The following is a 21,154-nucleotide window of genomic DNA, read 5'->3' on the forward strand; positions in this document are numbered from 1 at the left end:
TCGGATTTGTCATGGCGCGGGGCGGCAATCCCGTCCCGCGCTGATGAAAGGGACTATCGCATGAACGATTTGATGAAGATTCTCGGCCAGACCGGTCAGGCCGCCACGTTCGACCAGATCCGTATCCAGATCGCCTCGCCGGAGCAGATCCGCTCCTGGTCGTATGGCGAGATCAAGAAGCCCGAGACCATCAACTACCGCACCTTCAAGCCCGAGCGCGACGGCCTGTTCTGTGCGCGCATCTTCGGGCCGATCAAGGACTACGAGTGCCTCTGCGGCAAGTACAAGCGGATGAAGTTCCGCGGCATCATCTGCGAGAAATGCGGCGTCGAGGTCACGCTGGCCAAGGTGCGCCGCGAGCGCATGGGCCATATCGAGCTCGCCTCGCCGGTCGCGCATATCTGGTTCCTGAAGTCGCTGCCGAGCCGCATCGCGACGATGGTCGAGATGACGCTGAAGGATCTCGAGAAGGTTCTCTATTTCGAGAACTACATCGTGCTCGACCCCTACACGACCGACCTCAAGCGCTACCAGCTCCTCTCCGAGGACGATCTCTACGCGAAGCAGGACGAGTTCGGCGAGGACGGGTTCAAGGCCGGCATCGGCGCCGAGGCGGTCAAGTCGATCCTCGCCGGCATCGATCTCGAGGCCGAGCGGGCGATCATGCGTGCCGACCTGAAGGAGGCGACCTCCGAGGCGAAGCGCAAGAAGCTGGTCAAGCGCCTGAAGCTGGTCGAGGCCTTCATCGAATCCGGCACCCGTCCGGAATGGATGATCATGGATGTCGTCCCGGTCATTCCGCCCGAACTGCGCCCGCTCGTCCCGCTCGATGGCGGTCGTTTCGCGACGTCGGACCTGAACGATCTCTATCGCCGCGTCATCAACCGCAACAACCGCCTCAAGCGCCTGATCGAGCTGCGCGCGCCGGACATCATCGTGCGCAACGAGAAGCGCATGCTCCAGGAATCGCTCGACGCGCTGTTCGATAACGGCCGCCGCGGCCGCGCGATCACCGGCACCAACAAGCGCCCCCTCAAGTCGCTGTCGGACATGCTGAAGGGCAAGCAGGGCCGCTTCCGCCAGAACCTGCTCGGCAAGCGCGTCGACTATTCGGGCCGTTCGGTCATCGTCGTCGGGCCGGAGCTGAAGCTGCACCAGTGCGGCCTGCCGAAGAAGATGGCGCTGGAGCTGTTCAAGCCCTTCATCTACGCCAAGCTCGAGAAATACGGCCTCGCCACCACGATCAAGGCGGCGAAGCGCATGGTCGAGAAGGAACGTCCCGAGGTGTGGGACATTCTCGAGGAGGTGATCCGCGAGCATCCGGTGCTGCTCAACCGCGCGCCGACGCTGCACCGTCTCGGCATCCAGGCCTTCGAGCCGATCCTGATCGAGGGCAAGGCGATCCAGCTGCACCCGCTGGTCTGCACCGCCTTCAACGCCGACTTCGACGGCGACCAGATGGCGGTCCACGTGCCGCTCTCGATCGAGGCGCAGCTCGAGGCCCGCGTGCTGATGATGAGCACGAACAACATCCTCAACCCGGCCAACGGCAAGCCGATCATCGTGCCGAGCCAGGACATCGTGCTCGGCCTCTATTACCTCTCGCTCGAAACTCCGGCCTTCACCGGTGTCGAGGACAAGGAAGCGCCGCTCTTCGGCACGATGGGCGAGATCGAGCACGCGCTCGATTCCGGCTATCTGAAGCTGCACGACAAGATCCGCGCCCGCGTCGTCCGCACCCATCCGGACGGCAGCCGCACCACCGAAGTGGTCCCGACCACGCCGGGCCGCATGATGATCGGCCAGCTTCTGCCCAAGCATCACGACGTGCCGTTCGCCCTGGTCAACCAGCTGCTGACCAAGAAGAAGGTGTCGGACGTGATCGACGCCGTCTACCGTCATTGCGGCCAGAAGGAGTCGGTGATCTTCTGCGACCGGCTGATGGGCCTCGGCTTCCGCCAGGCGGCCAAGGCCGGCATCTCCTTCGGCAAGGACGACATGGTCATCCCGGCCGAGAAATACGGCCTGCTGGAAAAGACCCAGGCCGAGGTCAAGGAATACGAGGCGCAGTATCACGACGGTCTCATCACCGCCGGCGAGCGCTACAACAAGGTGATCGACGCCTGGTCGCGCTGTAACGACGAGGTCGCCGCGGCGATGATGCGCGAGATCTCGCGCCAGGATCCCGGCAAGCCGACCAACTCGGTCTGGATGATGAGCCATTCCGGCGCCCGCGGGTCGCCGACCCAGATGCGCCAGCTCGCCGGCATGCGCGGCCTGATGGCCAAGCCGTCGGGCGAGATCATCGAGCAGCCGATCCTGTCGAACTTCAAGGAAGGCCTGACCGTCGCCGAATACTTCAACTCGACCCACGGCGCCCGCAAGGGCCTCGCGGACACCGCGCTGAAGACGGCGAACTCCGGCTACCTCACCCGCCGCCTGGTCGACGTGGCGCAGGACTGCATCATCGTCACCGCCGATTGCGGCACCGAGCGCGGCCTGACCATGCGCGCGGTGATGGATGGCGGCGAGGTGGTCTCCTCGCTCTCCGAGCGCATCCTCGGCCGCACCGCGGCGGAAGACGTGCTCGACCCGGCCGACGGTTCGGTGATCGTCAAGGCGAACGAGCTGATCGGCGAGATCGACTCGATGCATATCGAGAAGCTCGGGGTCGAGAGCGTGAAGATCCGCTCGGTGCTGACCTGCGAAGCCAAGGTCGGCGTCTGCGCCAAGTGCTACGGGCGCGACCTCGCGCGCGGCACGCCGGTCAATATCGGCGAGGCCGTGGGCGTCATCGCCGCGCAGTCGATCGGCGAGCCCGGCACCCAGCTGACCATGCGCACCTTCCATATCGGCGGTGCCGCGCAGCGTGGCGCCGAGCAGTCGAGCGTCGAGGCCAGCCATGACGGCACGGTGACCATCCGCAATCGCAACGTGGTGTCGAACTCGGCCGGCGCGCCGATCGTCATGAGCCGCAACTGCGAGATCGCGCTGAACGACGCCTCCGGCCGCGAGCGCGCCCGCTTCCGCGTTCCCTACGGCGCCCGCCTGCTGGTGGACGAGGACCAGACGGTCACGCGCGGCCAGAAGCTCGCGGAGTGGGATCCCTACACCCTGCCGATCATCACCGAGCGCGCCGGCCTCGTGGAATACGCCGACCTGCTGGAAGGCGTGACCCTGGTCGAGCGGGTCGACGAGGTGACCGGCCTGACCTCCAAGGTGGTGGTGGACTACAAGCAATCGGCCAAGGGGGCGGATCTGCGTCCGCGCCTGATCCTGAAGGACGAACGCGGCGAGGTGCTGCGCCTCGCCAACGGCGCCGAGGCCCGCTACTTCCTCAGCCCCGACTCGATCCTCTCGGTCGAGAACGGTGCCAGCGTGCATGCCGGCGACGTGCTCGCCCGCATCCCGCGTGAGGGCAGCAAGACGCGCGACATCACCGGCGGTCTGCCGCGCGTGGCCGAACTGTTCGAGGCCCGCCGTCCGAAGGATCACGCGATCATCGCGGAAACCGACGGCCGCGTGGAATTCGGCAAGGACTACAAGGCGAAGCGCCGCATCATCGTGAAGAACGACGAGACCGGCGAGGAAACAGAGTATCTGGTGCCGAAGGGCAAGCACGTCTCGGTGCAGGAGGGCGACTACGTCCACCGCGGCGACCCGCTGGTCGACGGCCCGCGCGTCCCGCACGACATCCTGCGCGTGCTCGGCGTCGAGGCGCTGTCCGAATATCTCATCAACGAGATCCAGGACGTCTACCGGCTCCAGGGCGTGAAGATCAACGACAAGCACATCGAGGTGGTCGTCCGCCAGATGCTGCAGAAGATCGAGATCACCGAGCCCGGCGACACCACCTACCTGGTCGGCGAGCTGGTCGACCGGATCGAGTTCGACGAGGAGAACGAGCGCCGGCTGCGCGCGGGCGAACGCCCGGCGGGTGGCCTGCCGGTGCTGCAGGGCATCACCAAGGCGAGCCTGCAGACGCTCAGCTTCATCTCGGCGGCCTCCTTCCAGGAGACCACCCGCGTCCTCACCGAGGCGGCGACGGCCGGCAAGACCGACCAGCTGCTCGGCCTCAAGGAGAACGTGATCGTCGGCCGCCTGATCCCGGCCGGCACCGGCAGCGTGATGAGCCGTCTGCGCTCCATCGCCGCCGGCCGCGACCGCTCGACCCTCGCGGCGACTCGCCCGGCCCTGCCGGCGCGCGACGAGGTCTCGGCGGACTGATCTCCGGCCCGACCGGGCTTCGATCGGAACGGCTCCCGGGCAACCGGGAGCCGTTTTTTCGTTCCCGCCCGGCGGGAGCGGGCTTTTCCTCCGCTCATGGCAGCCAGAACGGCCGGTCAATCTGCCGATTTTCATGCCCCGCACGGATTCAGGACGGGCAGAACGCTTGACTTGCCGCGGCTCTCCTCTTAAGGGTGGCGACCTCAGCGAGGCCCGGTAACGCCCGGCCGCGTCGTTCATTTACTCTCACGCTTGCGGCGCCGCCACCCGGCCCAACGGGTGGCTTAGGTCGCAGGTCTGGGTTTCCGCAGGCGGGGATTACTCCGCCCTGCGGCATTGTTATGAGCGCCCGGCAGAGCGTAACCGGCAAGAAGGATCAGGATCGAGCATGCCGACTATCAACCAGTTGATCGCCAAGGGGCGCGAAGTTCGGGCCAAGCGCAACAAGGTGCCCGCGCTGCAGGGCTGCCCGCAGAAGCGCGGCGTCTGCACCCGCGTTTACACGACGACCCCGAAGAAGCCGAACTCGGCGCTCCGCAAGGTTGCCAAGGTTCGCCTGACCAACGGCTACGAGGTCGTGAGCTACATCCCTGGCGAGGGGCACAACCTTCAGGAACACTCGGTCGTGCTGATCCGCGGCGGGCGCGTGAAGGACCTTCCGGGCGTGCGCTACCACATCCTGCGCGGCGTGCTGGATACGCAGGGCATTGCCAAGCGCCGGCAGCGTCGTTCGCTCTACGGCGCCAAGCGGCCGAAGTAAGGAGAGTTTCCGTGAGCAGACGCCATTCCGCCGTCAAGCGCGAAGTATTGCCGGACCCGAAGTTCGGCGACGTGGTGATCAGCCGTTTCATGAACGTGCTGATGTACGACGGCAAGAAGTCGGTCGCCGAGTCCATCGTCTACGGTGCCCTGGACAGCCTCAAGAAGCGCGGCGGGCAGAATGCCGATCCGGTCCGCCTGTTCCACGAGGCGCTGGACAATGTGAAGCCGGCCATCGAGGTGCGGTCCCGCCGTGTCGGCGGCGCGACCTACCAGGTTCCGGTCGAGGTGCGCTCCGAGCGCCGCCAGGCTCTCGCGATCCGCTGGATCATCGAGTCCGCCCGCAAGCGCGGCGAGCACACGATGGAAGACCGTCTTTCGAACGAGCTGCTCGATGCGGTGAACAATCGCGGGGCGGCCGTGAAGAAGCGTGAGGACACGCATCGCATGGCTGAGGCGAACAAGGCGTTCAGCCACTACCGCTGGTAAGCAACCGTCAGACTCCACCCCATCACGCCAGCACGGCGCTGAAGCAGATACGTTACGGAGAAACCCATGGCCAAGGCTAAATTCGAGCGGACGAAGCCGCACTGCAACATCGGCACGATCGGCCACGTCGATCATGGCAAGACCTCGCTCACCGCGGCGATCACCAAGGTGCTGGCCGAATCCGGTGGTGCGACCTTCCGCGCCTATGACAGCATCGACGCCGCTCCCGAGGAGCGCGCCCGCGGCATCACGATCGCGACCGCGCATGTCGAGTACGAGACCGCGAACCGCCACTACGCGCATGTCGACTGCCCTGGCCATGCCGACTACGTGAAGAACATGATCACCGGCGCGGCGCAGATGGATGGCGCGATCCTGGTCGTCTCCGCCGCCGATGGCCCGATGCCGCAGACCCGCGAGCACATCCTGCTCGCCCGCCAGGTCGGCGTGCCGGCGCTCGTCGTGTTCCTCAACAAGATGGACATGGCCGACCCCGACCTCGTCGAGCTGGTCGAGATGGAAGTCCGCGACCTGCTGAGCAAGTATGAGTTCCCGGGCGACGACATCCCCATCATCAAGGGTTCCGCTCTCTGCGCGCTCGAGGACAGCAATGCCGAGCTCGGCCGCGAGGCGATCCTGAAGCTGATGGAAGCGGTGGACAGCTACATCCCGCAGCCGGAGCGCCCGAAGGACAAGCCGTTCCTGATGCCGGTCGAAGACGTGTTCTCGATCTCCGGCCGCGGCACCGTGGTGACCGGCCGCGTCGAGCGCGGCATCATCAAGGTTGGCGACGAAGTCGAGATCGTCGGCCTCAAGGCGACCGTGAAGACGACCGTGACCGGCGTCGAAATGTTCCGCAAGCTGCTCGACCAGGGCGAGGCCGGCGACAACATCGGCGCGCTGCTACGTGGCACCAAGCGTGAAGACGTCGAGCGTGGCCAGGTTCTCGCCGCGCCGGGCTCGATCACCCCGCACACCAACTTCTCCGGTTCGGTCTACATCCTGAACAAGGAAGAAGGCGGGCGCCACACGCCGTTCTTCACCAACTACCGCCCGCAGTTCTATTTCCGCACCACCGACGTGACCGGCGTGGTCACGCTGCCGGAAGGTGTCGAGATGGTGATGCCGGGTGACAACGTCACGGTGAGCGTCGAGCTGATCGCGCCCATCGCGATGGACGAAGGTCTCCGCTTCGCGATTCGCGAAGGCGGCCGGACGGTTGGTTCGGGCGTCGTCGCGAGCATCACGAAGTAACCGCCTGGCTGGTTAGCGAGGCGGCCGCCATCCGGTCTTAACCGGGTGGCGGCCGCTGGATTTGGTTCGGACTAGCGCGCGGCCCGAATGGGCGGACCGGGCGTTCCGTGTAAAGATTGCAGGTTTCGACGATGGACAGTCAGAATATTCGCATTCGCCTGAAGGCGTACGATCACCGGGTGCTGGACAACAGCACCAGGGAGATCGTGAACACGGCGAAGCGCACGGGCGCCCAGGTGCGGGGACCGATTCCGCTGCCGACGCATATTGAGCGGTTCACCGTGAACCGCTCGCCGCATGTCGACAAGAAGAGCCGCGAGCAGTTCGAAATCCGGACCCATCGCCGTCTGCTCGACATTGTCGAGCCGACCCCGCAGACCGTGGACGCGCTGATGAAGCTCGACCTCGCGGCCGGCGTCGATGTCGAGATCAAGATCTGAGCAGAGATGAGTGTGATGCGCACCGGTATTATCGCGAAGAAGCTGGGCATGACCCGGTTGTTCAGGGAAGACGGCACCCACGTGCCGGTGACCGTGCTGCACATGGACGATGTGCGCGTGGTTGCCGCCCGCACCAAGGAACGTGACGGCTACGCGGCCGTTCAGCTCGGCTTCGGCCATGCCAAGACGAAGAACGTGACGAAGCCGATGAAGGGCCACTTCGCCGCGGCGAAGGTCGAGCCGGCGAACCGGCTGGTCGAGTTCCGCGTCGCGGACGATGCGGTGCTGGAAGCCGGTCAGGTGCTTTCGGCGGCGCATTTCACCGTCGGCCAGAAGGTCGATGTCGCCGGCATCAGCAAGGGCAAGGGCTTCGCCGGCGGCATGAAGCGCTGGAACTTCCGCGGCCTTGAAGCCTCGCACGGCGTCTCGATCAGCCATCGTTCGCTGGGGTCGACCGGTAACCGCCAGGATCCGGGCAAGACCTTCAAGAACAAGAAGATGGCCGGCCATCTCGGCGGCGAGCGCATCACGACCCTCAATCTCGAGGTCGCGGCGATCGATGAGGCGCGCAACCTCATCATGATCAAGGGCGCGGTGCCGGGCGCCAAGGACGGCTACGTCCTGGTGCGCGACGCGGTCAAGACGGCCCGCCCGGCCGATGCTGCCTATCCGGCGGCGCTGAAGGCCTGAGGAGAGCGACATGCAGATCGACATTTCAACCCTCGATGCCGGCTCGGCCGGCAAGGCCGAGCTGCCCGAGGAATATTTCGCCGCCACGCCGCGCGCCGACATCATGGCCCGCGTGGTGCACTGGCAGCTCGCGAAGCGCCGTGCCGGCACCCACAAGGTGAAGGGCATGGGCGAGGTCAGCGGCACGACGAAGAAGCCGTATCGCCAGAAGGGCACCGGCAACGCCCGCCAGGGCTCGCTGCGCGCGCCGCAGTTCCGCACCGGCGGCGCCGTGCACGGCCCGGTCGTTCGCGATCATGGCTATTCGCTGAACAAGAAGGTCCGCCGTCTCGGCCTGATCTCGGCGCTGTCGCAGAAGCTGGCCGAGGGCAAGCTGGTCGTGCTCGACACGGTCGCCGGCGTCTCGAAGACGAGCGAACTGAACGTCAAGCTGAAGAAGCTCGGCTGGGGCCGCACGCTGGTGGTCGATGCGGTGGTGGACGAGGGCTTCGCCCGCGCCAGCCGCAATCTGATCGGGATCGACGTGCTGCCGGTCGTCGGCGCCAACGTCTACGACATCCTCCAGCACGACACGCTGGCGATCACCGCCGCCGGGCTCGAGGGACTGAAGCGGCGTCTTGACGGCATCAAGGCCGGCGCCAACGAGGAGATCGCGGCATGAGCGAGACCGCTGAAAAGAAGGCGGCGCCGAAGAAGCCGGTGCTGTCGCGCGAGGCGATGTTCGACATCATCCGCGGGCCGCTGATCACCGAGAAGGCGACGGCCCTGTCGGAAAAGAACCAGGTCGGCTTCAAGGTGTCGCTCGATGCGACCAAGCCCGGCATCAAGGCGGCGGTCGAAACCCTGTTCGGCGTGAAGGTGCTGAGCGTGAACACGCTCGTCCAGAAGGGCAAGACAAAGCGCTTCAAGGGCCGCCCGGGCCGGCGTTCGGACTTCAAGAAGGCGTTCGTGACGCTGGCCGAGGGTCAGTCGATCGATTTCACGACGCGGCTGGCGTAAGGCGAGACTGAAACATGGCACTCAAGCATTTTAAACCGGTCACGGCGAGCCTTCGCGGCACCGTGCTGGTGGACCGGTCCGAGCTCTGGAAGGGCAAGCCGGTCAAGGGCCTGACCGAAGGGCTGACCAGCTCCGGCGGGCGCAACAACCATGGCCGCACCACGGTCCGGTTCCGTGGCGGCGGACACAAGCGCGCCTATCGCGTCGTCGACTTCAAGCGCCGCAAGTTCGACGTGGCGGCGACGGTCGAGCGCCTCGAATACGACCCGAACCGTTCGGCCTTCCTCGCCCTCGTGAAGTATGAGGACGGCGAACTGGCCTACATCCTGGCGCCGCAGCGCCTGAAGGTGGGTGACCAGGTCGTCGCCGGCGTCAAGGTCGACGTGAAGCCGGGCAATGCGATGCCGCTCTCGGCGATCCCGGTTGGCACGATCGTCCACAATATCGAGCTGAAGGCCGGCGCCGGCGGCAAGCTGGCCCGTTCGGCCGGCACCTTCGCCCAGCTGGTCGGCAAGGACCAGGGCTATGCCCAGGTGAAGCTGATGTCCGGTGAGCTGCGTCTGATCCGCGGAGAGTGCATGGCGTCGATCGGCGCCGTGTCGAACCCCGATCACTCAAACCAGCAGCTCGGCAAGGCGGGTCGCAAGCGCTGGCTGGGCCGGCGTCCTCACAACCGCGGCGTCGCGATGAACCCGGTCGACCATCCGCTGGGTGGTGGCGAGGGGCGCACCTCTGGTGGTCGCAACCCGGTCACGCCGTGGGGCAAGCCGACCAAGGGTGCGAAGACGCGTGCGAACAAGCGGACTGACGGCCTTATCATCCGCCGTCGCAAGGTCGGGAAGGGCTGATCGAGATGACACGTTCCGTCTGGAAGGGCCCGTTCGTCGACGGGTACATGCTGAACAAGGCCGACGCCTCGCGCGCGTCGGGCCGCAACGAGATCATTAAGATCTGGTCGCGCCGCTCGACCATCCTGCCGCAGTTCGTCGGGCTTACCTTCGGCGTCTACAATGGCCGGAAGTTCCTGCCGGTGCAGGTGACCGAGAACATGGTGGGTCACAAGTTCGGCGAGTTCTCGCCGACCCGCACGTTCAATGGCCACGCGGCCGACAAGAAGGCGAAGCGAGGCTGACATGAGCAAACCGAATCATCCGCGCACGCTGGCCGACTCCGAGGCCGAGGCGGTTCTGCGCAACCTGCGCTGCAGCCCGCGCAAGCTCAATGTCGTCGCGGCATCCATCCGCAACAAGCCGGCGGGCAAGGCCGTGGCCGACCTCACGTTCAGCAAGCGCCGCATCGCGAAGGACGTGAAGAAGGCGCTGGAGTCGGCCATTGCCAACGCCGAGAACAACCATCAGCTGGATGTCGACCGCCTGGTCGTCACCACCGCCGATGTCGGCCGCTCGATCGTGATGCGCCGCTTCCATGCCCGTGGCCGTGGCCGCGCGGCGCGGGTCGAGAAGTGGTTCAGCCATCTGCGCATCGTCGTGGCCGAGCGCGACATCGAGACCAAGGCCGACCGCCGCGCCCGGCGCGCCGCGGCCAAGCCGGCGGCAAGTGCCAGCCCGGCGGCGAATGAAGGGGTGCCTGCGTAATGGGTCACAAAGTCAATCCGGTCGGGCTGCGGCTCGGCATCAACCGCACCTGGGACAGCCGCTGGTTCGCGGGCGCCGACTATGCGTCGCTGCTGCATGACGACCTCAAGCTGCGCGAACATCTTCTCGGCCGCCTGTCCGGCGCCGGCGTCTCCAAGGTGCTGATCGAGCGTCCGGCGAAGAAGCCGCGCGTGACGATCTATGCCGCGCGTCCCGGCGTGGTCATCGGCAAGAAGGGCCAGGACATCGAGGTGCTCAAGAAGGAGCTCTCCTCGATGGCGAAGGCCGACGTGTCGCTGAACATCGTCGAGATCCGCAAGCCCGAGATCGATGCCGCGCTGGTCGCCCAGAACATCGCCCAGCAGCTCGAACGCCGCGTCGCGTTCCGCCGCGCCATGAAGCGCGCGGTCCAGTCGGCGATGCGCCTCGGCGCCCAGGGCATTCGGATCAACTGCAGCGGCCGTCTCGGCGGCGCCGAGATCGCCCGCATGGAGTGGTATCGCGAAGGTCGTGTGCCCCTGCACACGCTGCGCGCCGACATCGATTTCGGCGTCGCCACCGCGAAGACCACCTATGGCACCTGCGGCGTGAAGGTCTGGATCTTCAAGGGCGAGATCATGGCTCACGACCCGATGGCGCAGGACCGCCGCGCCGCCGAACAGGCGCCGCAGCGCTGAGCCGGAGCAGATAATATGTTGTCACCGAAGCGAACGAAATTCCGCAAGGCGCACAAGGGCCGCATCCACGGCACCGCCAAGGGGAACACGCAGCTCAATTTCGGCCAGTTCGGCCTTAAGGCGCTGGAGCCGGAGCGGATCACCGCGCGGCAGATCGAGTCCGCCCGCCGGGCCATCACGCGCCAGATGAAGCGCGCCGGCCGCGTGTGGATCCGCATCTTCCCGGACCTGCCGGTCTCCACCAAGCCGGCCGAAGTCCGCATGGGCTCGGGCAAGGGCGCCCCGGAATACTGGGTGGCGCGCGTCCAGCCGGGCCGCATCATGTTCGAGATCGACGGTGTTGCCGAAGGCATCGCGCGCGAGGCACTGAAGCTCGGCGCCGCGAAGCTGCCGATCAAGACCAAGATCGTCACCCGTATCGGAGAGGCCTGAGATGACGAAGGCGACCGACATCCGGACCAAGACGCCGGACGAACTGAACGACATGCTGCTCGAACTGAAGCGCGAGCAGCTGAACCTGCGGTTCCAGCGGGCCACCGGCCAGCAGGAGAACACCAGCCAGATCCGCAAGGCGCGTCGGGACGTGGCACGTGTGAAGACGATTCAGGCCGAGCGCGCCCGCGCCGCGGCCAAGGCTTGAGGGGTTTAGAGTTATGCCGAAGCGCGTCCTGACCGGACGGGTCGTGAGCGACAAGATGGACAAGACCGTCACGGTGCTTGTCGAGCGTCGCGTCATGCATCCGCTTTACAAGAAATTCATCCGCCGCTCGAAGAAGTATGCGGCGCATGACGAAGGCAATGTCTGCGCGATGGGCGATCTGGTGCGGATCGAGGAGTGCCCGCCGATCAGCAAGCGCAAGGCCTGGCTCGTGACCGCGCGCAACGGCGAGCCGGTCGGCGCCGCCGCCGAAGCCCAGGGAGCGTGAGATGATCATCGTTGAATCCAATCTCGACGTTGCCGACAATTCGGGCGCGCGCCGGGTGCAGTGCATCAAGGTGCTGGGCGGCTCGAAGCGCCGCACCGCCTCGGTCGGCGATGTCATCGTCGTCTCGATCAAGGACGCGATCCCCCGCGGCAAGGTGAAGAAGGGCGATGTGCACCAGGCCGTCGTCGTTCGCACCGCCTACCCGGTGCGCCGCGCCGATGGCAGCGTGATCCGCTTCGACCGCAATGCGGCCGTGCTGATCAACAAGCAGATGGAGCCGATCGGCACCCGTATCTTCGGGCCGGTCACCCGCGAGCTGCGCGCGCGCAAGTTCATGAAGATCATCAGCCTGGCGCCGGAGGTGCTGTAATATGGCCGCGCGTATCCGTAAGGGCGACCGGGTAGTCGTGATCGCCGGCGCGAGCAAGGGCCGCGAAGGCGAGGTTCTGCGCGTGCTGCCGGCCGAGAACAAGGCCGTGGTCTCGGGCGTGGCGATGGCGAAGCGCCACACCAAGGCCCGTGGCATGGGCGAGCAGGGCGGCATCATCCAGAAGGAGATGCCGGTCCATCTGTCGAATATTGCACTGATCGATCCGGAGACGAAGAAGCCGACCCGCGTGGGCTTCCGCGTTCTCGAGGACGGTCGCAAGGTCCGGGTCGCCCGCAAGAGCGACTCCGTGATCGATGGTTGAGGATAGAGCGATGAGCGAGGCCATTGCCAAGACCCGGCTTCAGCAGCACTACGAGACCGTGGTGCGCGAGGCGCTGCAGAAGGAGTTCGGCTACACGAACCCGATGCAGGTGCCGAAGCTTGAGAAGATCGTGATCAACATGGGCGTCGGCGAGGCGGCCGCGGACCAGAAGAAGCTCGACGCCGCGGTGGCCGAGCTGACGCTGATCGCCGGCCAGAAGCCGGTCAAGACGGTGGCGAAGAAGGCGATCGCCGGCTTCAAGATCCGCAAGGGCCTGCCGATCGGCTGCAAGGTGACGCTGCGCCGCGCGCGGATGTACGAGTTCCTTGACCGGCTGGTGACGATCGCGCTCCCCCGCGTGCGCGACTTCCGCGGCATCTCGGGCAAGGGTTTCGACGGCCGCGGCAATTTCGCCATGGGTCTCAAGGAGCAGATCGTGTTCCCCGAGATCGAGTACGACAAGGTCGACGACATGCGCGGCATGGACATCGTGTTCGTGACCACGGCGCCGACCGATGCCGAGGCGAAGGCACTGCTCAAAGGGTTTGAGATTCCGTTCGTCAACTGAGCGGATTTTCAGGCGCGTAAACGGATTTAGTGGAAAACCGCCGGGAAGTGCCGGCAGGTTCCGGAGGATAGAAGACGATGGCGAAGACCTCTCAGGTCAATCGGAATAAGCGGCGCGAGAAGATGGCGGCGCGTGATGCGGCGAAGCGCGCGGCGCTGAAGGCGATCGTGAACGACCGTTCCCTCCCCGTGGAGGATCGGTTCGACGCGACGCTGAAGCTCGCGCAACTCCCGCGCAACGGCGCGAAGACCCGCGTGCGGCTGCGCTGCGAACTGACCGGGCGCGCCCGCGGCAACTATCGCAAGTTCAAGCTCTGCCGTGTCGCGCTGCGCGACCTCGCGAGCGCCGGGCAGATTCCGGGCATGGTCAAGTCGAGCTGGTAAGGGGATAATACATGTCGATGTCTGATCCCCTGGGTGACATGCTCACCCGCATCCGCAACGCGCAGCGCGCCCGCCACGCGGTGTGCGTCGCGCCTGCGTCGAACCTGCGCGCCAACGTGCTCGACGTGCTGAAGCGCGAAGGCTTCATTCGCGGCTTCTCCAAGGAAGAGCTTCGCCCCGGCGTGGCCCAGCTGCGCATCGAGCTCAAGTACAACGACGGCGAGCCGGTGATCAAGGAAATCACACGCGTTTCCCGTCCGGGCCGCCGCGTGTATTCCAAGATCAAGGAGCTGCCGCGCGTCTATGCCGGGCTCGGCGTGTCGATCCTGTCGACCCCGCGCGGCGTGATGAGCGATGTCGAGGCACGCACCGCCAATGTCGGCGGCGAAGTGCTCTGCCGCGTCTTCTGAGGAGGCAGCATCATGTCACGAGTTGGTAAATATCCGGTCGCGCTGCCGCAGGGTGTGTCGATCACCGTGGTCGACGGCATCCTGACCGCGAAGGGCAAGCTGGGCGAGCTGAAGATGCCCCTGTCCGAGCGGGTCGCGACGGTGGTCGAGGACGGCAAGGTGACGGTGTCGCCGCGCGACAAGGAAGCGGCCTCGCGGATGATGTGGGGCACCACCCGCGCCAATGTGGCCAACATGGTCCAGGGCGTTTCGCAGGGCTACGCCAAGACGCTCGAGATCAACGGCACGGGTTTCCGCGCCGCGGTCCAGGGCAGCAACCTGGTGATGAATCTCGGCTTCTCGCACGATGTGGTCTATCCGGTGCCGCAGGGCATCAAGATCACCTGCGAAAAGCCGACCTCGATCAAGGTCGAGGGTATCGACAAGCGTCTGGTCGGGCAGGTCTGCGCCGAGCTCCGCGCCTTCCGTCCGCCCGAACCCTACAAGGGCAAGGGTGTGAAGTTCGAGGGCGAGGCGATCCGCCGCAAGGAAGGCAAGAAGAAGTAATGAGCGCTGTACACGAAAACGAGGCGCGGCGCCGCCAGCGCCTCCGCTACCAGATCCGCCTGAAGGCGCATGGCCGCCCGCGGCTGTCGGTGTTCCGGTCGGGCAAGCACATCTACGCCCAGGTGATCGACGATGCCGCCGGCCGCACGCTGGCCGCGGCCTCCTCGCTCGATGCCGGGCTGCGTTCGGCGCTGAAGACCGGCGCCGACAAGGCGGCCGCCGCGGCGGTGGGCAAGCTCGTCGCCGAGCGCGCGAAGGAGGCCGGGGTCACCCAGGTCGTCTTCGACCGTGGCGCCTACATGTATCATGGCCGGGTGAAGGCCCTGGCCGAAGCCGCTCGCGAGAGCGGTCTGGATTTCTGAGGAGCAGGGCATGGCACGCGAACCGAGAGAAGGCCGGGGCCGCGAGCGCGAGCGGGATCGCGATGGCGACGAGCTGATCGACAAGCTCGTCACCATCAACCGCGTCGCGAAAGTGGTGAAGGGCGGCCGTCGCTTCGCCTTCGCCGCCCTCGTGGTGGTGGGCGACCAGAAGGGCCGGGTCGGCTTCGGCGCCGGCAAGGCGAAGGAAGTCCCGGAAGCCATCCGCAAGGCGACCGAGCGCGCGAAGCGCGGCATGATCCGCGTCCCGATGAAGGAAGGCCGCACGCTGCATCACGACATCGAGGGCCGTTTCGGCGCCGGTCATGTCGTCCTGCGCGCGGCGCCCCCCGGCACCGGCATCATCGCCGGCGGTCCGATGCGCGCGGTGTTCGAGACCCTCGGCATCGGCGACGTCGTGGCGAAGTCGCTCGGCAGCCGCAACCCGCACAACATGGTGAAGGCCACGGTCGCGGCGCTTTCGCAGTGCGCGAGCCCGCGCAGCGTCGCCTCGCGTCGCGGCAAGAAGGTCGCCGACCTGTTCGGCCCGAAGCGCGAGAAGGAGGCCCCGGCCGATGTCTGAGCAGGTGAAGCGGGTGCGCGTCACCCAGGTCGGATCGCCGATCGGCCGCAAGCCGGGCCAGAAGGAGACCCTGATCGGTCTCGGCCTGCACCGGATGAACGCGAGCCGTGAACTCGCCGCCACCCCGGAAACGCTCGGCCGCATCCGCAAGGTCAAGCATCTCCTGAAGGTCGAGGAGCTGTCGTAATGAAACTGAACGAACTGCGCGACAATCCGGGCGCGCGTCCCAAGTCGAAGCGGCTCGGCCGCGGCATCGGCTCGGGCAAGGGCAAGACGTCCGGCAAGGGCGTCAAGGGCCAGAAGGCGCGTGAGGGCGTGTCGCTGAACGGGTTCGAGGGCGGCCAGCTCCCGATCTACCGGCGTCTGCCGAAGCGCGGCTTCAACAACGTCAACCGCAAGGACTACGCGCCGCTCAATGTCGGCACCCTCGCGGCGCTGATCGAGTCCGGCAAGATCGACGCCGGCCAGAAGATCACCGAGGCGACGTTGCGCGCCGCCGGCGTCTATGCCGGCTCGAAGCTCGCCGGCGTGCGTCTGCTCGGCCGCGGCGAGATTTCGCAGAAGGTCGAGATCGAGGTGTCCGGCGCGTCCGCCAGCGCGATCGCGGCGATCGAGCAGGCCGGCGGCAGCGTGACCACAACGGTCGCGCGCGCGGAGCCGGCATCTGCCTGAACCACTTGCCGTGACCACCAAGGTTGCGGCACACTAGAGCCTGACGAACGGCGCTGCAGGTCGTGAGTTTTCACTGACCCGCGGCGCCGTTACGGTTTCCGGAGATACGGCACGCTGCCGTTGGATGAGGGATATTCATGGCGTCCGCCGCTGAGCAACTCGCTTCGAGCTTCAACCTCGAAACCCTGTCGAAGGCGACCGATCTCAAGAAGCGGATCTGGTTCACCCTCGGCGCGCTGATCGTTTTCCGCCTTGGCACCTATATCCCGATCCCCGGGGTCGACCCGACGGTGATGGAGCACATGCTCGCCCAGAACGGCGGCGGCATCCTCGGCATGTTCAACATGTTCAGCGGCGGCGCGCTCGGCCGCATGACCGTGTTCGCCCTGAACATCATGCCCTACATCTCGGCCTCGATCATCATGCAGCTGCTCCAGGCGGCCGTGCCCCAGCTCGAGGCGCTGAAGAAGGAAGGCCAGACCGGGCAGCAGAAGATCAACCAGTACACCCGCTACCTGACCGTGCTGATCGCGCTCGCCCAGTCCTACGGCATCGCGATCGGACTTGAGAGCATCACCTCCACGGTCGGCCCCGCGGTGCTCGATCCGGGCCTGTTCTTCATCGTCACCACCGTGATCACGCTGACCGGCGGCTCCGTCTTCCTGATGTGGGTGGGCGAGCAGATCACCTCGCGCGGCATCGGCAACGGCTCGAGCCTGATCATCTTCGCCGGCATCGTCGCCGCCCTGCCGGGCGCGATCGCCAGCGTGCTCCAGCTCGGCGCCTCCGGCGGCCTGTCCACCGGCTTCGTCATCGGCTTCTTCGTGCTCTCGCTCGCGGTGGTCGCCTTCGTCGTGTTCATGGAGCGTGCCCAGCGCAAGGTGCTGATCCAGTATCCGAAGCGCCAGGTCGGCAACCGGATGTTCGGCGGCGATTCGTCGCATCTGCCGATGAAGGTGAACACCTCCGGCGTGATCCCGCCGATCTTCGCCAGTTCCCTGCTGCTGATCCCGGCCACGGTGATCGGCTTCAGCCACGGCACCGGCCCCGGCTGGCTGCAGTTGCTGGCCCGCGAACTCTCCAACGGCCAGCCGGGCTACATGCTGCTCTATGCCGGCCTGATCATCTTCTTCTCGTATTTTTATACGGCTGTCGTGTTCAACCCGGAAGAAACCGCCGACAATCTCAAGAAATATGGCGGATTTGTTCCAGGAATCCGCCCGGGCGCAAATACAGCCAAATATTTCGACACGGTGCTGACCCGCCTCACCACGATCGGCGCGGCCTATCTCGTGATCGTCTGTCTCATTCCACAGTTCCTGATCGGCCAGTTCGACCTTGCGGCGGGATATTATTTCGGCGGCACCTCGCTGCTCATCGTGGTATCTGTTACGATGGACACGGTAGCGCAGATCCAGTCGCACCTTCTGGCACACCAGTATGAAGGCCTGATCCGAAAAGGCCGAGGGAGAACACGCGGTCGATGAACATCATTCTTTTGGGACCACCCGGTGCCGGCAAGGGCACCCAGGCCAAGATCCTGCAGGATCGTTACGGTGTTGCCCAGATCGCGACCGGCGACATGCTGCGGGCCGAGGTGAAGGCGGGCACCGAGCTGGGCCGCGCGGCGAAGGCGGTGATGGAGTCGGGCGCGCTGGTTTCGGACGAGATCATCATCGGCATGCTGCGCAACCGCCTGTCCCAGCCGGACTGCCGCAACGGCTTCATCCTCGACGGTTTTCCGCGCACGGTGCCGCAGGCCGAGGCGCTGGACACGATGCTCGCCGAGCAGAAATTCGATCTCGACGCCGTCATCCTGCTCAAGGTCGACGAGGCGGTGCTGGTCGAGCGCATTTCCGGCCGCTTCACCTGTGCGCATTGCGGCGCCGGCTATCACGACAAGTTCCATCCGACCGGCGTCGCCGGCGTGTGCGACAAATGCGGCAGCCATGATTTCGTCCGCCGGCCCGACGACAAGGCCGAGGTCGTGAAGGACCGCCTGGTCGCCTACAATGCGCAGACCGCGCCGATCCTGCCCTATTACGAGCAGAAGGGCCGCCTTCACGTCGTCGACGGGATGGCCGCGATGGATCAGGTGACGGCCGAGATCGAGGGCGCGCTGCGCCGCGCCGGGGTCGCCGCGCCGGCAACGGCATGAACGGCCCCGATCACGCAAATTTGATCAAGGTCGATTGACTCTGACCGGGTCGGGCTTTAGACAACCAGTCTTGCGGCGCTCCCTGGCGGGGCGCCGCACTTTGTTCAGGCGATGCCGGCCCGCCGGGCCCGAGCTTCGCCTTCCGTTGGATGATCTTCCCTGCCGCCGGCGCGATCCGGCGGCGATCTAAGGAGCAGACCGTGGCGCGTATTGCCGGCGTAAACATTCCTTCGAACAAGCGCGTGCTGATCAGCCTGCGTTACATCTACGGCATCGGGCCCGCCAAGGCGCGCGAAATCTGCCAGTCCCTCGAGATCGGCGAAGACAAGCGCGTGAACCAGCTCTCCGAAGACGAGATCATGAAGATCCGCGAGCTGATCGACAGGGACTATCGCGTCGAGGGTGACCTGCGTCGCGAAGTCGCCATGAACATCAAGCGGCTGGTCGATCTCGGCTGCTATCGCGGGTTGCGCCATCGCAAGGGCCTGCCGGTCCGCGGCCAGCGCACCCACACCAACGCCCGCACCCGCAAGGGCAAGGCGGTCGCGATCGCCGGCAAGAAGAAGGCGACCCGCTAAGCCCTTCCGCCGCGCCCTACCGACTGACCGCGCCGCCCGCCCACGGGCCGGCGTATCGAGACAGAGACAGGATTATCCATGGCCAAAGCAGCCTCCACGCGTCCCCGCCGCAAGGAACGCAAGAACATTTCCTCGGGCGTCGCTCACGTGCTCGCGAGCTTCAACAACACGATGGTGACGATCTCCGACGCCCAGGGCAACGCGATTTCGTGGTCCTCGGCCGGCAGCCAGGGTTTCAAGGGCAGCCGCAAGTCGACCCCGTACGCCGCCCAGGTTGCCGCCGAGGATGCCGGCCGCAAGGCGCGCGAGCATGGCATGGAGACGCTGGAAATCGAAGTGAGCGGCCCCGGGGCCGGACGCGAGAGCGCGCTGCGCGCCCTGCAGACGATCGGCTTCTCGATCACCGCGATCCGCGACCTGACCCCGATTCCGCATAACGGCTGCCGCCCGCGCAAGCGCCGTCGCGTCTGACCGCGCGGGCCGCGTCGGCGGCCCGGCCCGGAGCGCGCGGCTCCACCGCGCCGCCGGAGAGTCGGCACGTTTTTGGATGGGGTGAGGGTGGCATCGCCGCCCGACCGGAGGGACTGATGTTGAGAGACACGCACTTGGCCTTGCAGCGGAACTGGCAGTCGCTGCGCAAGCCGGAAAAACTGGATATCGAACCCGGCGCGGACGACACGCGCGTCGCGACGATCATTGCCGAGCCGCTCGAGCGCGGCTTTGGCCTGACCCTCGGCAACGCCCTGCGCCGCGTCCTGCTGTCGTCCCTGCACGGCGCCGCCGTGACCTCGGTGCGGATCGACGGCGTGCTGCACGAATTCTCCTCGATCGCCGGCGTGCGCGAGGATGTGACCGACATCGTGCTCAACATCAAGCAGATCGCCGTGCGCATGCATGGCGACGGTCCGAAGCGGATGACCGTCTCCGCCACCGGCCCCTGCGAGGTGACCGCCGGCATGATCCAGACCGGACACGACATCGAGGTCATGAACCCCGAGCTGGTGATCTGCACGCTGGACGATGGCGCGACGCTCGGCATGGAATTCACGGTCGAGTCCGGCCGCGGCTACGTCCCCGCCGCCGCCAACCGCCCGGAAGACGCGCCGATCGGCCTGATCCCGGTCGACTCGATCTACTCGCCGGTCCGCCGCGTGTCCTACCGCGTCGAGCCGACCCGCGTCGGCCAGGTGACCGACTATGATCGGCTGATCCTGAACATCGAGACCAACGGCGCCGTCACGCCGGAGGATGCCGTGGCCCTCGCCGCCCGCATCCTGCAGGACCAGCTCGGCATGTTCATCAACTTCGAGGAACCGCAGCGCCTCCGCGCCGAGGAGCCGCGCCCCGAGCTGCCGTTCAACCCGAACCTGCTCCGCAAGGTCGACGAGCTGGAGCTCTCGGTCCGGTCGGCGAACTGCCTCAAGAACGACAACATCGTCTATATCGGCGACCTCGTGCAGAAATCCGAACAGGAAATGCTCCGCACGCCGAATTTCGGCCGCAAGTCGCTGAACGAGATCAAGGAAGTCCTCTCCGCCATGGGCCTCGGCCTCGGCATGGTGGTGCAGGACTGGCCGCCCGAAAACATCGAGGAGCTGGTCAAACGCTCCGACAACCCGTTCTGATCGCCTTTCCACCCAACGCTTTTCGTCTTTACTGATCCGGAGTCACTCCCATGCGTCACGGCCTTGCAGGACGTAAACTCGGCGTCACCGCGTCCCACCGCGCGGCCATGTTCCGCAACATGGCGGTCGCCCTGCTCAAGCACGAGCAGATCACCACCACGCTGCCCAAGGCCAAGGAGCTCCGGCCCGTTGCCGAGAAGCTGATCACCCTTGGCAAGCGCGGCGGCCTGCATGCGCGCCGCCAGGCCCATGCGCTGCTGCGCGACGACGTCATCGTCGCCAAGCTCTTCGACTCGCTAGCCGACCGCTACAAGGAACGCCAGGGCGGCTACACCCGCGTCCTGAAGGCCGGCATGCGCTATGGCGACGCGGCCGACATGGCCGTGATCGAACTGGTCGACCGCGATCCCGCCGCCAAGGGGCAGGACAGCGGGCCGAAGCCCGAGGTTGCGTCCGACGAGGACGAAGCCGGCGAGGCGGCCGCGGCCTGATCGCCGCCGCATTTCCGGTCCGGATGAAGGGCG

31 protein-coding genes are annotated in these 21,154 nt (G+C 66.2%); all 31 read left to right on the forward strand.

Going from position 1 to position 21,154, the window contains the following annotated elements; genetic code table 11:
* The first annotated feature begins 60 nt into the window (after positions 1-60).
* On the forward strand, positions 61-4,227 hold the full coding sequence (gene rpoC, locus APM_RS14715; protein WP_007424168.1) for a DNA-directed RNA polymerase subunit beta': 4,167 nt from the start codon (positions 61-63) through the stop codon (positions 4,225-4,227).
* Between the two features lie 388 nt (positions 4,228-4,615).
* Positions 4,616-4,987 (forward strand): 30S ribosomal protein S12, encoded by a 372-nt coding sequence (gene rpsL / locus APM_RS14720; RefSeq protein WP_007424169.1) that lies wholly within the window; start codon positions 4,616-4,618, stop codon positions 4,985-4,987.
* A gap of 11 nt (positions 4,988-4,998) precedes the next feature.
* Positions 4,999-5,475 carry a 30S ribosomal protein S7 gene (gene rpsG / locus APM_RS14725; protein ID WP_007424170.1) on the forward strand — a complete coding sequence of 159 codons (477 nt, stop codon included), beginning with the start codon at positions 4,999-5,001 and terminating at the stop codon, positions 5,473-5,475.
* 66 nt (positions 5,476-5,541) lie between these two features.
* On the forward strand, positions 5,542-6,729 hold the full coding sequence (gene tuf / locus APM_RS14730) for an elongation factor Tu (protein WP_007424171.1): 1,188 nt from the start codon (positions 5,542-5,544) through the stop codon (positions 6,727-6,729).
* A gap of 131 nt (positions 6,730-6,860) precedes the next feature.
* Positions 6,861-7,169: a 30S ribosomal protein S10 gene (gene rpsJ / locus APM_RS14735; RefSeq protein ID WP_007424172.1), complete on the forward strand. Its 309-nt coding sequence runs from the start codon at positions 6,861-6,863 to the stop codon at positions 7,167-7,169.
* Between the two features lie 15 nt (positions 7,170-7,184).
* Positions 7,185-7,859: a 50S ribosomal protein L3 gene (rplC, locus tag APM_RS14740; RefSeq protein ID WP_007424173.1), complete on the forward strand. Its 675-nt coding sequence runs from the start codon at positions 7,185-7,187 to the stop codon at positions 7,857-7,859.
* 10 nt (positions 7,860-7,869) lie between these two features.
* Complete coding sequence (gene rplD / locus APM_RS14745) at positions 7,870-8,520, forward strand: 50S ribosomal protein L4 (protein WP_007424174.1); 651 nt, start codon at positions 7,870-7,872, stop codon at positions 8,518-8,520.
* A 41-nt stretch (positions 8,521-8,561) separates the two neighbouring features.
* A complete protein-coding gene (locus tag APM_RS14750; RefSeq protein WP_172637351.1) occupies positions 8,562-8,858 on the forward strand; it encodes a 50S ribosomal protein L23 in 297 nt (98 codons plus the stop codon).
* 14 nt (positions 8,859-8,872) lie between these two features.
* The gene (rplB, locus tag APM_RS14755; RefSeq protein WP_007424176.1) at positions 8,873-9,706 is read left to right on the forward strand and encodes a 50S ribosomal protein L2; all 834 of its coding nucleotides are present in this window, start codon (positions 8,873-8,875) and stop codon (positions 9,704-9,706) included.
* Positions 9,707-9,711: 5 nt separating this feature from the next.
* Positions 9,712-9,990, forward strand: a complete 279-nt coding sequence (gene rpsS, locus APM_RS14760) for a 30S ribosomal protein S19 (RefSeq protein ID WP_007424177.1) — start codon at positions 9,712-9,714, stop codon at positions 9,988-9,990.
* 1 nt (position 9,991) lies between these two features.
* Positions 9,992-10,453 (forward strand): 50S ribosomal protein L22, encoded by a 462-nt coding sequence (gene rplV, locus APM_RS14765; RefSeq protein ID WP_007424178.1) that lies wholly within the window; start codon positions 9,992-9,994, stop codon positions 10,451-10,453.
* The gene (gene rpsC, locus APM_RS14770) at positions 10,453-11,130 is read left to right on the forward strand and encodes a 30S ribosomal protein S3 (protein WP_007424179.1); all 678 of its coding nucleotides are present in this window, start codon (positions 10,453-10,455) and stop codon (positions 11,128-11,130) included. The genes rplV and rpsC overlap by 1 nt, the downstream gene beginning before the upstream one ends.
* 15 nt (positions 11,131-11,145) lie before the next feature.
* Positions 11,146-11,562, forward strand: a complete 417-nt coding sequence (gene rplP / locus APM_RS14775; RefSeq protein ID WP_007424180.1) for a 50S ribosomal protein L16 — start codon at positions 11,146-11,148, stop codon at positions 11,560-11,562.
* A 1-nt stretch (position 11,563) separates the two neighbouring features.
* Entirely contained in the window at positions 11,564-11,770 is a 207-nt protein-coding gene (gene rpmC / locus APM_RS14780) for a 50S ribosomal protein L29 (protein WP_007424181.1), read from the forward strand.
* Between the two features lie 13 nt (positions 11,771-11,783).
* The gene (gene rpsQ / locus APM_RS14785; RefSeq protein WP_007424182.1) at positions 11,784-12,056 is read left to right on the forward strand and encodes a 30S ribosomal protein S17; all 273 of its coding nucleotides are present in this window, start codon (positions 11,784-11,786) and stop codon (positions 12,054-12,056) included.
* A 1-nt stretch (position 12,057) separates the two neighbouring features.
* Positions 12,058-12,426, forward strand: a complete 369-nt coding sequence (rplN, locus tag APM_RS14790) for a 50S ribosomal protein L14 (RefSeq protein WP_007424183.1) — start codon at positions 12,058-12,060, stop codon at positions 12,424-12,426.
* 1 nt (position 12,427) lies between these two features.
* A complete protein-coding gene (rplX, locus tag APM_RS14795; protein WP_007424184.1) occupies positions 12,428-12,748 on the forward strand; it encodes a 50S ribosomal protein L24 in 321 nt (106 codons plus the stop codon).
* 10 nt (positions 12,749-12,758) lie between these two features.
* On the forward strand, positions 12,759-13,316 hold the full coding sequence (gene rplE, locus APM_RS14800) for a 50S ribosomal protein L5 (RefSeq protein WP_007424185.1): 558 nt from the start codon (positions 12,759-12,761) through the stop codon (positions 13,314-13,316).
* Positions 13,317-13,393: 77 nt separating this feature from the next.
* Positions 13,394-13,699, forward strand: a complete 306-nt coding sequence (rpsN, locus tag APM_RS14805) for a 30S ribosomal protein S14 (RefSeq protein WP_007424186.1) — start codon at positions 13,394-13,396, stop codon at positions 13,697-13,699.
* Between the two features lie 11 nt (positions 13,700-13,710).
* Positions 13,711-14,109 (forward strand): 30S ribosomal protein S8, encoded by a 399-nt coding sequence (gene rpsH / locus APM_RS14810; RefSeq protein ID WP_007424187.1) that lies wholly within the window; start codon positions 13,711-13,713, stop codon positions 14,107-14,109.
* Positions 14,110-14,121: 12 nt separating this feature from the next.
* Complete coding sequence (rplF, locus tag APM_RS14815) at positions 14,122-14,655, forward strand: 50S ribosomal protein L6 (protein ID WP_007424188.1); 534 nt, start codon at positions 14,122-14,124, stop codon at positions 14,653-14,655.
* Positions 14,655-15,017 (forward strand): 50S ribosomal protein L18, encoded by a 363-nt coding sequence (gene rplR, locus APM_RS14820; protein ID WP_007424189.1) that lies wholly within the window; start codon positions 14,655-14,657, stop codon positions 15,015-15,017. Before rplF ends, rplR begins: the two co-directional genes overlap by 1 nt.
* Before the next feature lie 10 nt (positions 15,018-15,027).
* Complete coding sequence (rpsE, locus tag APM_RS14825; RefSeq protein ID WP_007424190.1) at positions 15,028-15,597, forward strand: 30S ribosomal protein S5; 570 nt, start codon at positions 15,028-15,030, stop codon at positions 15,595-15,597.
* On the forward strand, positions 15,590-15,784 hold the full coding sequence (rpmD, locus tag APM_RS14830; protein ID WP_007424191.1) for a 50S ribosomal protein L30: 195 nt from the start codon (positions 15,590-15,592) through the stop codon (positions 15,782-15,784). The genes rpsE and rpmD overlap by 8 nt, the downstream gene beginning before the upstream one ends.
* Complete coding sequence (gene rplO, locus APM_RS14835; RefSeq protein ID WP_007424192.1) at positions 15,784-16,269, forward strand: 50S ribosomal protein L15; 486 nt, start codon at positions 15,784-15,786, stop codon at positions 16,267-16,269. Before rpmD ends, rplO begins: the two co-directional genes overlap by 1 nt.
* 137 nt (positions 16,270-16,406) lie before the next feature.
* Positions 16,407-17,756 carry a preprotein translocase subunit SecY gene (secY, locus tag APM_RS14840; protein WP_007424193.1) on the forward strand — a complete coding sequence of 450 codons (1,350 nt, stop codon included), beginning with the start codon at positions 16,407-16,409 and terminating at the stop codon, positions 17,754-17,756.
* Positions 17,753-18,427 carry an adenylate kinase gene (locus APM_RS14845; protein WP_007424194.1) on the forward strand — a complete coding sequence of 225 codons (675 nt, stop codon included), beginning with the start codon at positions 17,753-17,755 and terminating at the stop codon, positions 18,425-18,427. The genes secY and APM_RS14845 overlap by 4 nt, the downstream gene beginning before the upstream one ends.
* Before the next feature lie 200 nt (positions 18,428-18,627).
* Complete coding sequence (gene rpsM / locus APM_RS14850; RefSeq protein ID WP_007424195.1) at positions 18,628-19,005, forward strand: 30S ribosomal protein S13; 378 nt, start codon at positions 18,628-18,630, stop codon at positions 19,003-19,005.
* Positions 19,006-19,083: 78 nt separating this feature from the next.
* Positions 19,084-19,476, forward strand: a complete 393-nt coding sequence (gene rpsK / locus APM_RS14855) for a 30S ribosomal protein S11 (RefSeq protein ID WP_007424196.1) — start codon at positions 19,084-19,086, stop codon at positions 19,474-19,476.
* Positions 19,477-19,610: 134 nt separating this feature from the next.
* The gene (locus APM_RS14860; RefSeq protein WP_007424197.1) at positions 19,611-20,630 is read left to right on the forward strand and encodes a DNA-directed RNA polymerase subunit alpha; all 1,020 of its coding nucleotides are present in this window, start codon (positions 19,611-19,613) and stop codon (positions 20,628-20,630) included.
* Between the two features lie 50 nt (positions 20,631-20,680).
* Positions 20,681-21,121 carry a 50S ribosomal protein L17 gene (rplQ, locus tag APM_RS14865; RefSeq protein ID WP_007424198.1) on the forward strand — a complete coding sequence of 147 codons (441 nt, stop codon included), beginning with the start codon at positions 20,681-20,683 and terminating at the stop codon, positions 21,119-21,121.
* Positions 21,122-21,154: the final 33 nt, after the last annotated feature.

The sequence above is a fragment of the Acidiphilium sp. PM genome (genome assembly GCF_000219295.1).
Classification (GTDB): domain Bacteria; phylum Pseudomonadota; class Alphaproteobacteria; order Acetobacterales; family Acetobacteraceae; genus Acidiphilium; species Acidiphilium multivorum.

What these genes read in the sequence shown, in the direction of transcription:
- rplE (WP_007424185.1), top strand. Translation starts at nt 12,759, where the DNA reads ATGAGCGAGGCCATTGCCAAGACCCGGCTTCAGCAGCACTACGAGACC.
- rpmC (WP_007424181.1), top strand. Translation starts at nt 11,564, where the DNA reads ATGACGAAGGCGACCGACATCCGGACCAAGACGCCGGACGAACTGAAC.
- APM_RS14845 (WP_007424194.1), top strand. Translation starts at nt 17,753, where the DNA reads ATGAACATCATTCTTTTGGGACCACCCGGTGCCGGCAAGGGCACCCAG.
- rplB (WP_007424176.1), top strand. Translation starts at nt 8,873, where the DNA reads ATGGCACTCAAGCATTTTAAACCGGTCACGGCGAGCCTTCGCGGCACC.
- rpmD (WP_007424191.1), top strand. Translation starts at nt 15,590, where the DNA reads ATGTCTGAGCAGGTGAAGCGGGTGCGCGTCACCCAGGTCGGATCGCCG.
- rpsJ (WP_007424172.1), top strand. Translation starts at nt 6,861, where the DNA reads ATGGACAGTCAGAATATTCGCATTCGCCTGAAGGCGTACGATCACCGG.
- tuf (WP_007424171.1), top strand. Translation starts at nt 5,542, where the DNA reads ATGGCCAAGGCTAAATTCGAGCGGACGAAGCCGCACTGCAACATCGGC.
- rpsN (WP_007424186.1), top strand. Translation starts at nt 13,394, where the DNA reads ATGGCGAAGACCTCTCAGGTCAATCGGAATAAGCGGCGCGAGAAGATG.
- rplF (WP_007424188.1), top strand. Translation starts at nt 14,122, where the DNA reads ATGTCACGAGTTGGTAAATATCCGGTCGCGCTGCCGCAGGGTGTGTCG.
- rpoC (WP_007424168.1), top strand. Translation starts at nt 61, where the DNA reads ATGAACGATTTGATGAAGATTCTCGGCCAGACCGGTCAGGCCGCCACG.
- rpsL (WP_007424169.1), top strand. Translation starts at nt 4,616, where the DNA reads ATGCCGACTATCAACCAGTTGATCGCCAAGGGGCGCGAAGTTCGGGCC.
- rpsS (WP_007424177.1), top strand. Translation starts at nt 9,712, where the DNA reads ATGACACGTTCCGTCTGGAAGGGCCCGTTCGTCGACGGGTACATGCTG.
- rplC (WP_007424173.1), top strand. Translation starts at nt 7,185, where the DNA reads ATGCGCACCGGTATTATCGCGAAGAAGCTGGGCATGACCCGGTTGTTC.
- rplD (WP_007424174.1), top strand. Translation starts at nt 7,870, where the DNA reads ATGCAGATCGACATTTCAACCCTCGATGCCGGCTCGGCCGGCAAGGCC.
- rplQ (WP_007424198.1), top strand. Translation starts at nt 20,681, where the DNA reads ATGCGTCACGGCCTTGCAGGACGTAAACTCGGCGTCACCGCGTCCCAC.
- secY (WP_007424193.1), top strand. Translation starts at nt 16,407, where the DNA reads ATGGCGTCCGCCGCTGAGCAACTCGCTTCGAGCTTCAACCTCGAAACC.
- rplP (WP_007424180.1), top strand. Translation starts at nt 11,146, where the DNA reads ATGTTGTCACCGAAGCGAACGAAATTCCGCAAGGCGCACAAGGGCCGC.
- rplO (WP_007424192.1), top strand. Translation starts at nt 15,784, where the DNA reads ATGAAACTGAACGAACTGCGCGACAATCCGGGCGCGCGTCCCAAGTCG.
- rplX (WP_007424184.1), top strand. Translation starts at nt 12,428, where the DNA reads ATGGCCGCGCGTATCCGTAAGGGCGACCGGGTAGTCGTGATCGCCGGC.
- rpsK (WP_007424196.1), top strand. Translation starts at nt 19,084, where the DNA reads ATGGCCAAAGCAGCCTCCACGCGTCCCCGCCGCAAGGAACGCAAGAAC.
- rplV (WP_007424178.1), top strand. Translation starts at nt 9,992, where the DNA reads ATGAGCAAACCGAATCATCCGCGCACGCTGGCCGACTCCGAGGCCGAG.
- rpsH (WP_007424187.1), top strand. Translation starts at nt 13,711, where the DNA reads ATGTCGATGTCTGATCCCCTGGGTGACATGCTCACCCGCATCCGCAAC.
- rplR (WP_007424189.1), top strand. Translation starts at nt 14,655, where the DNA reads ATGAGCGCTGTACACGAAAACGAGGCGCGGCGCCGCCAGCGCCTCCGC.
- rpsC (WP_007424179.1), top strand. Translation starts at nt 10,453, where the DNA reads ATGGGTCACAAAGTCAATCCGGTCGGGCTGCGGCTCGGCATCAACCGC.
- rplN (WP_007424183.1), top strand. Translation starts at nt 12,058, where the DNA reads ATGATCATCGTTGAATCCAATCTCGACGTTGCCGACAATTCGGGCGCG.
- rpsQ (WP_007424182.1), top strand. Translation starts at nt 11,784, where the DNA reads ATGCCGAAGCGCGTCCTGACCGGACGGGTCGTGAGCGACAAGATGGAC.
- rpsE (WP_007424190.1), top strand. Translation starts at nt 15,028, where the DNA reads ATGGCACGCGAACCGAGAGAAGGCCGGGGCCGCGAGCGCGAGCGGGAT.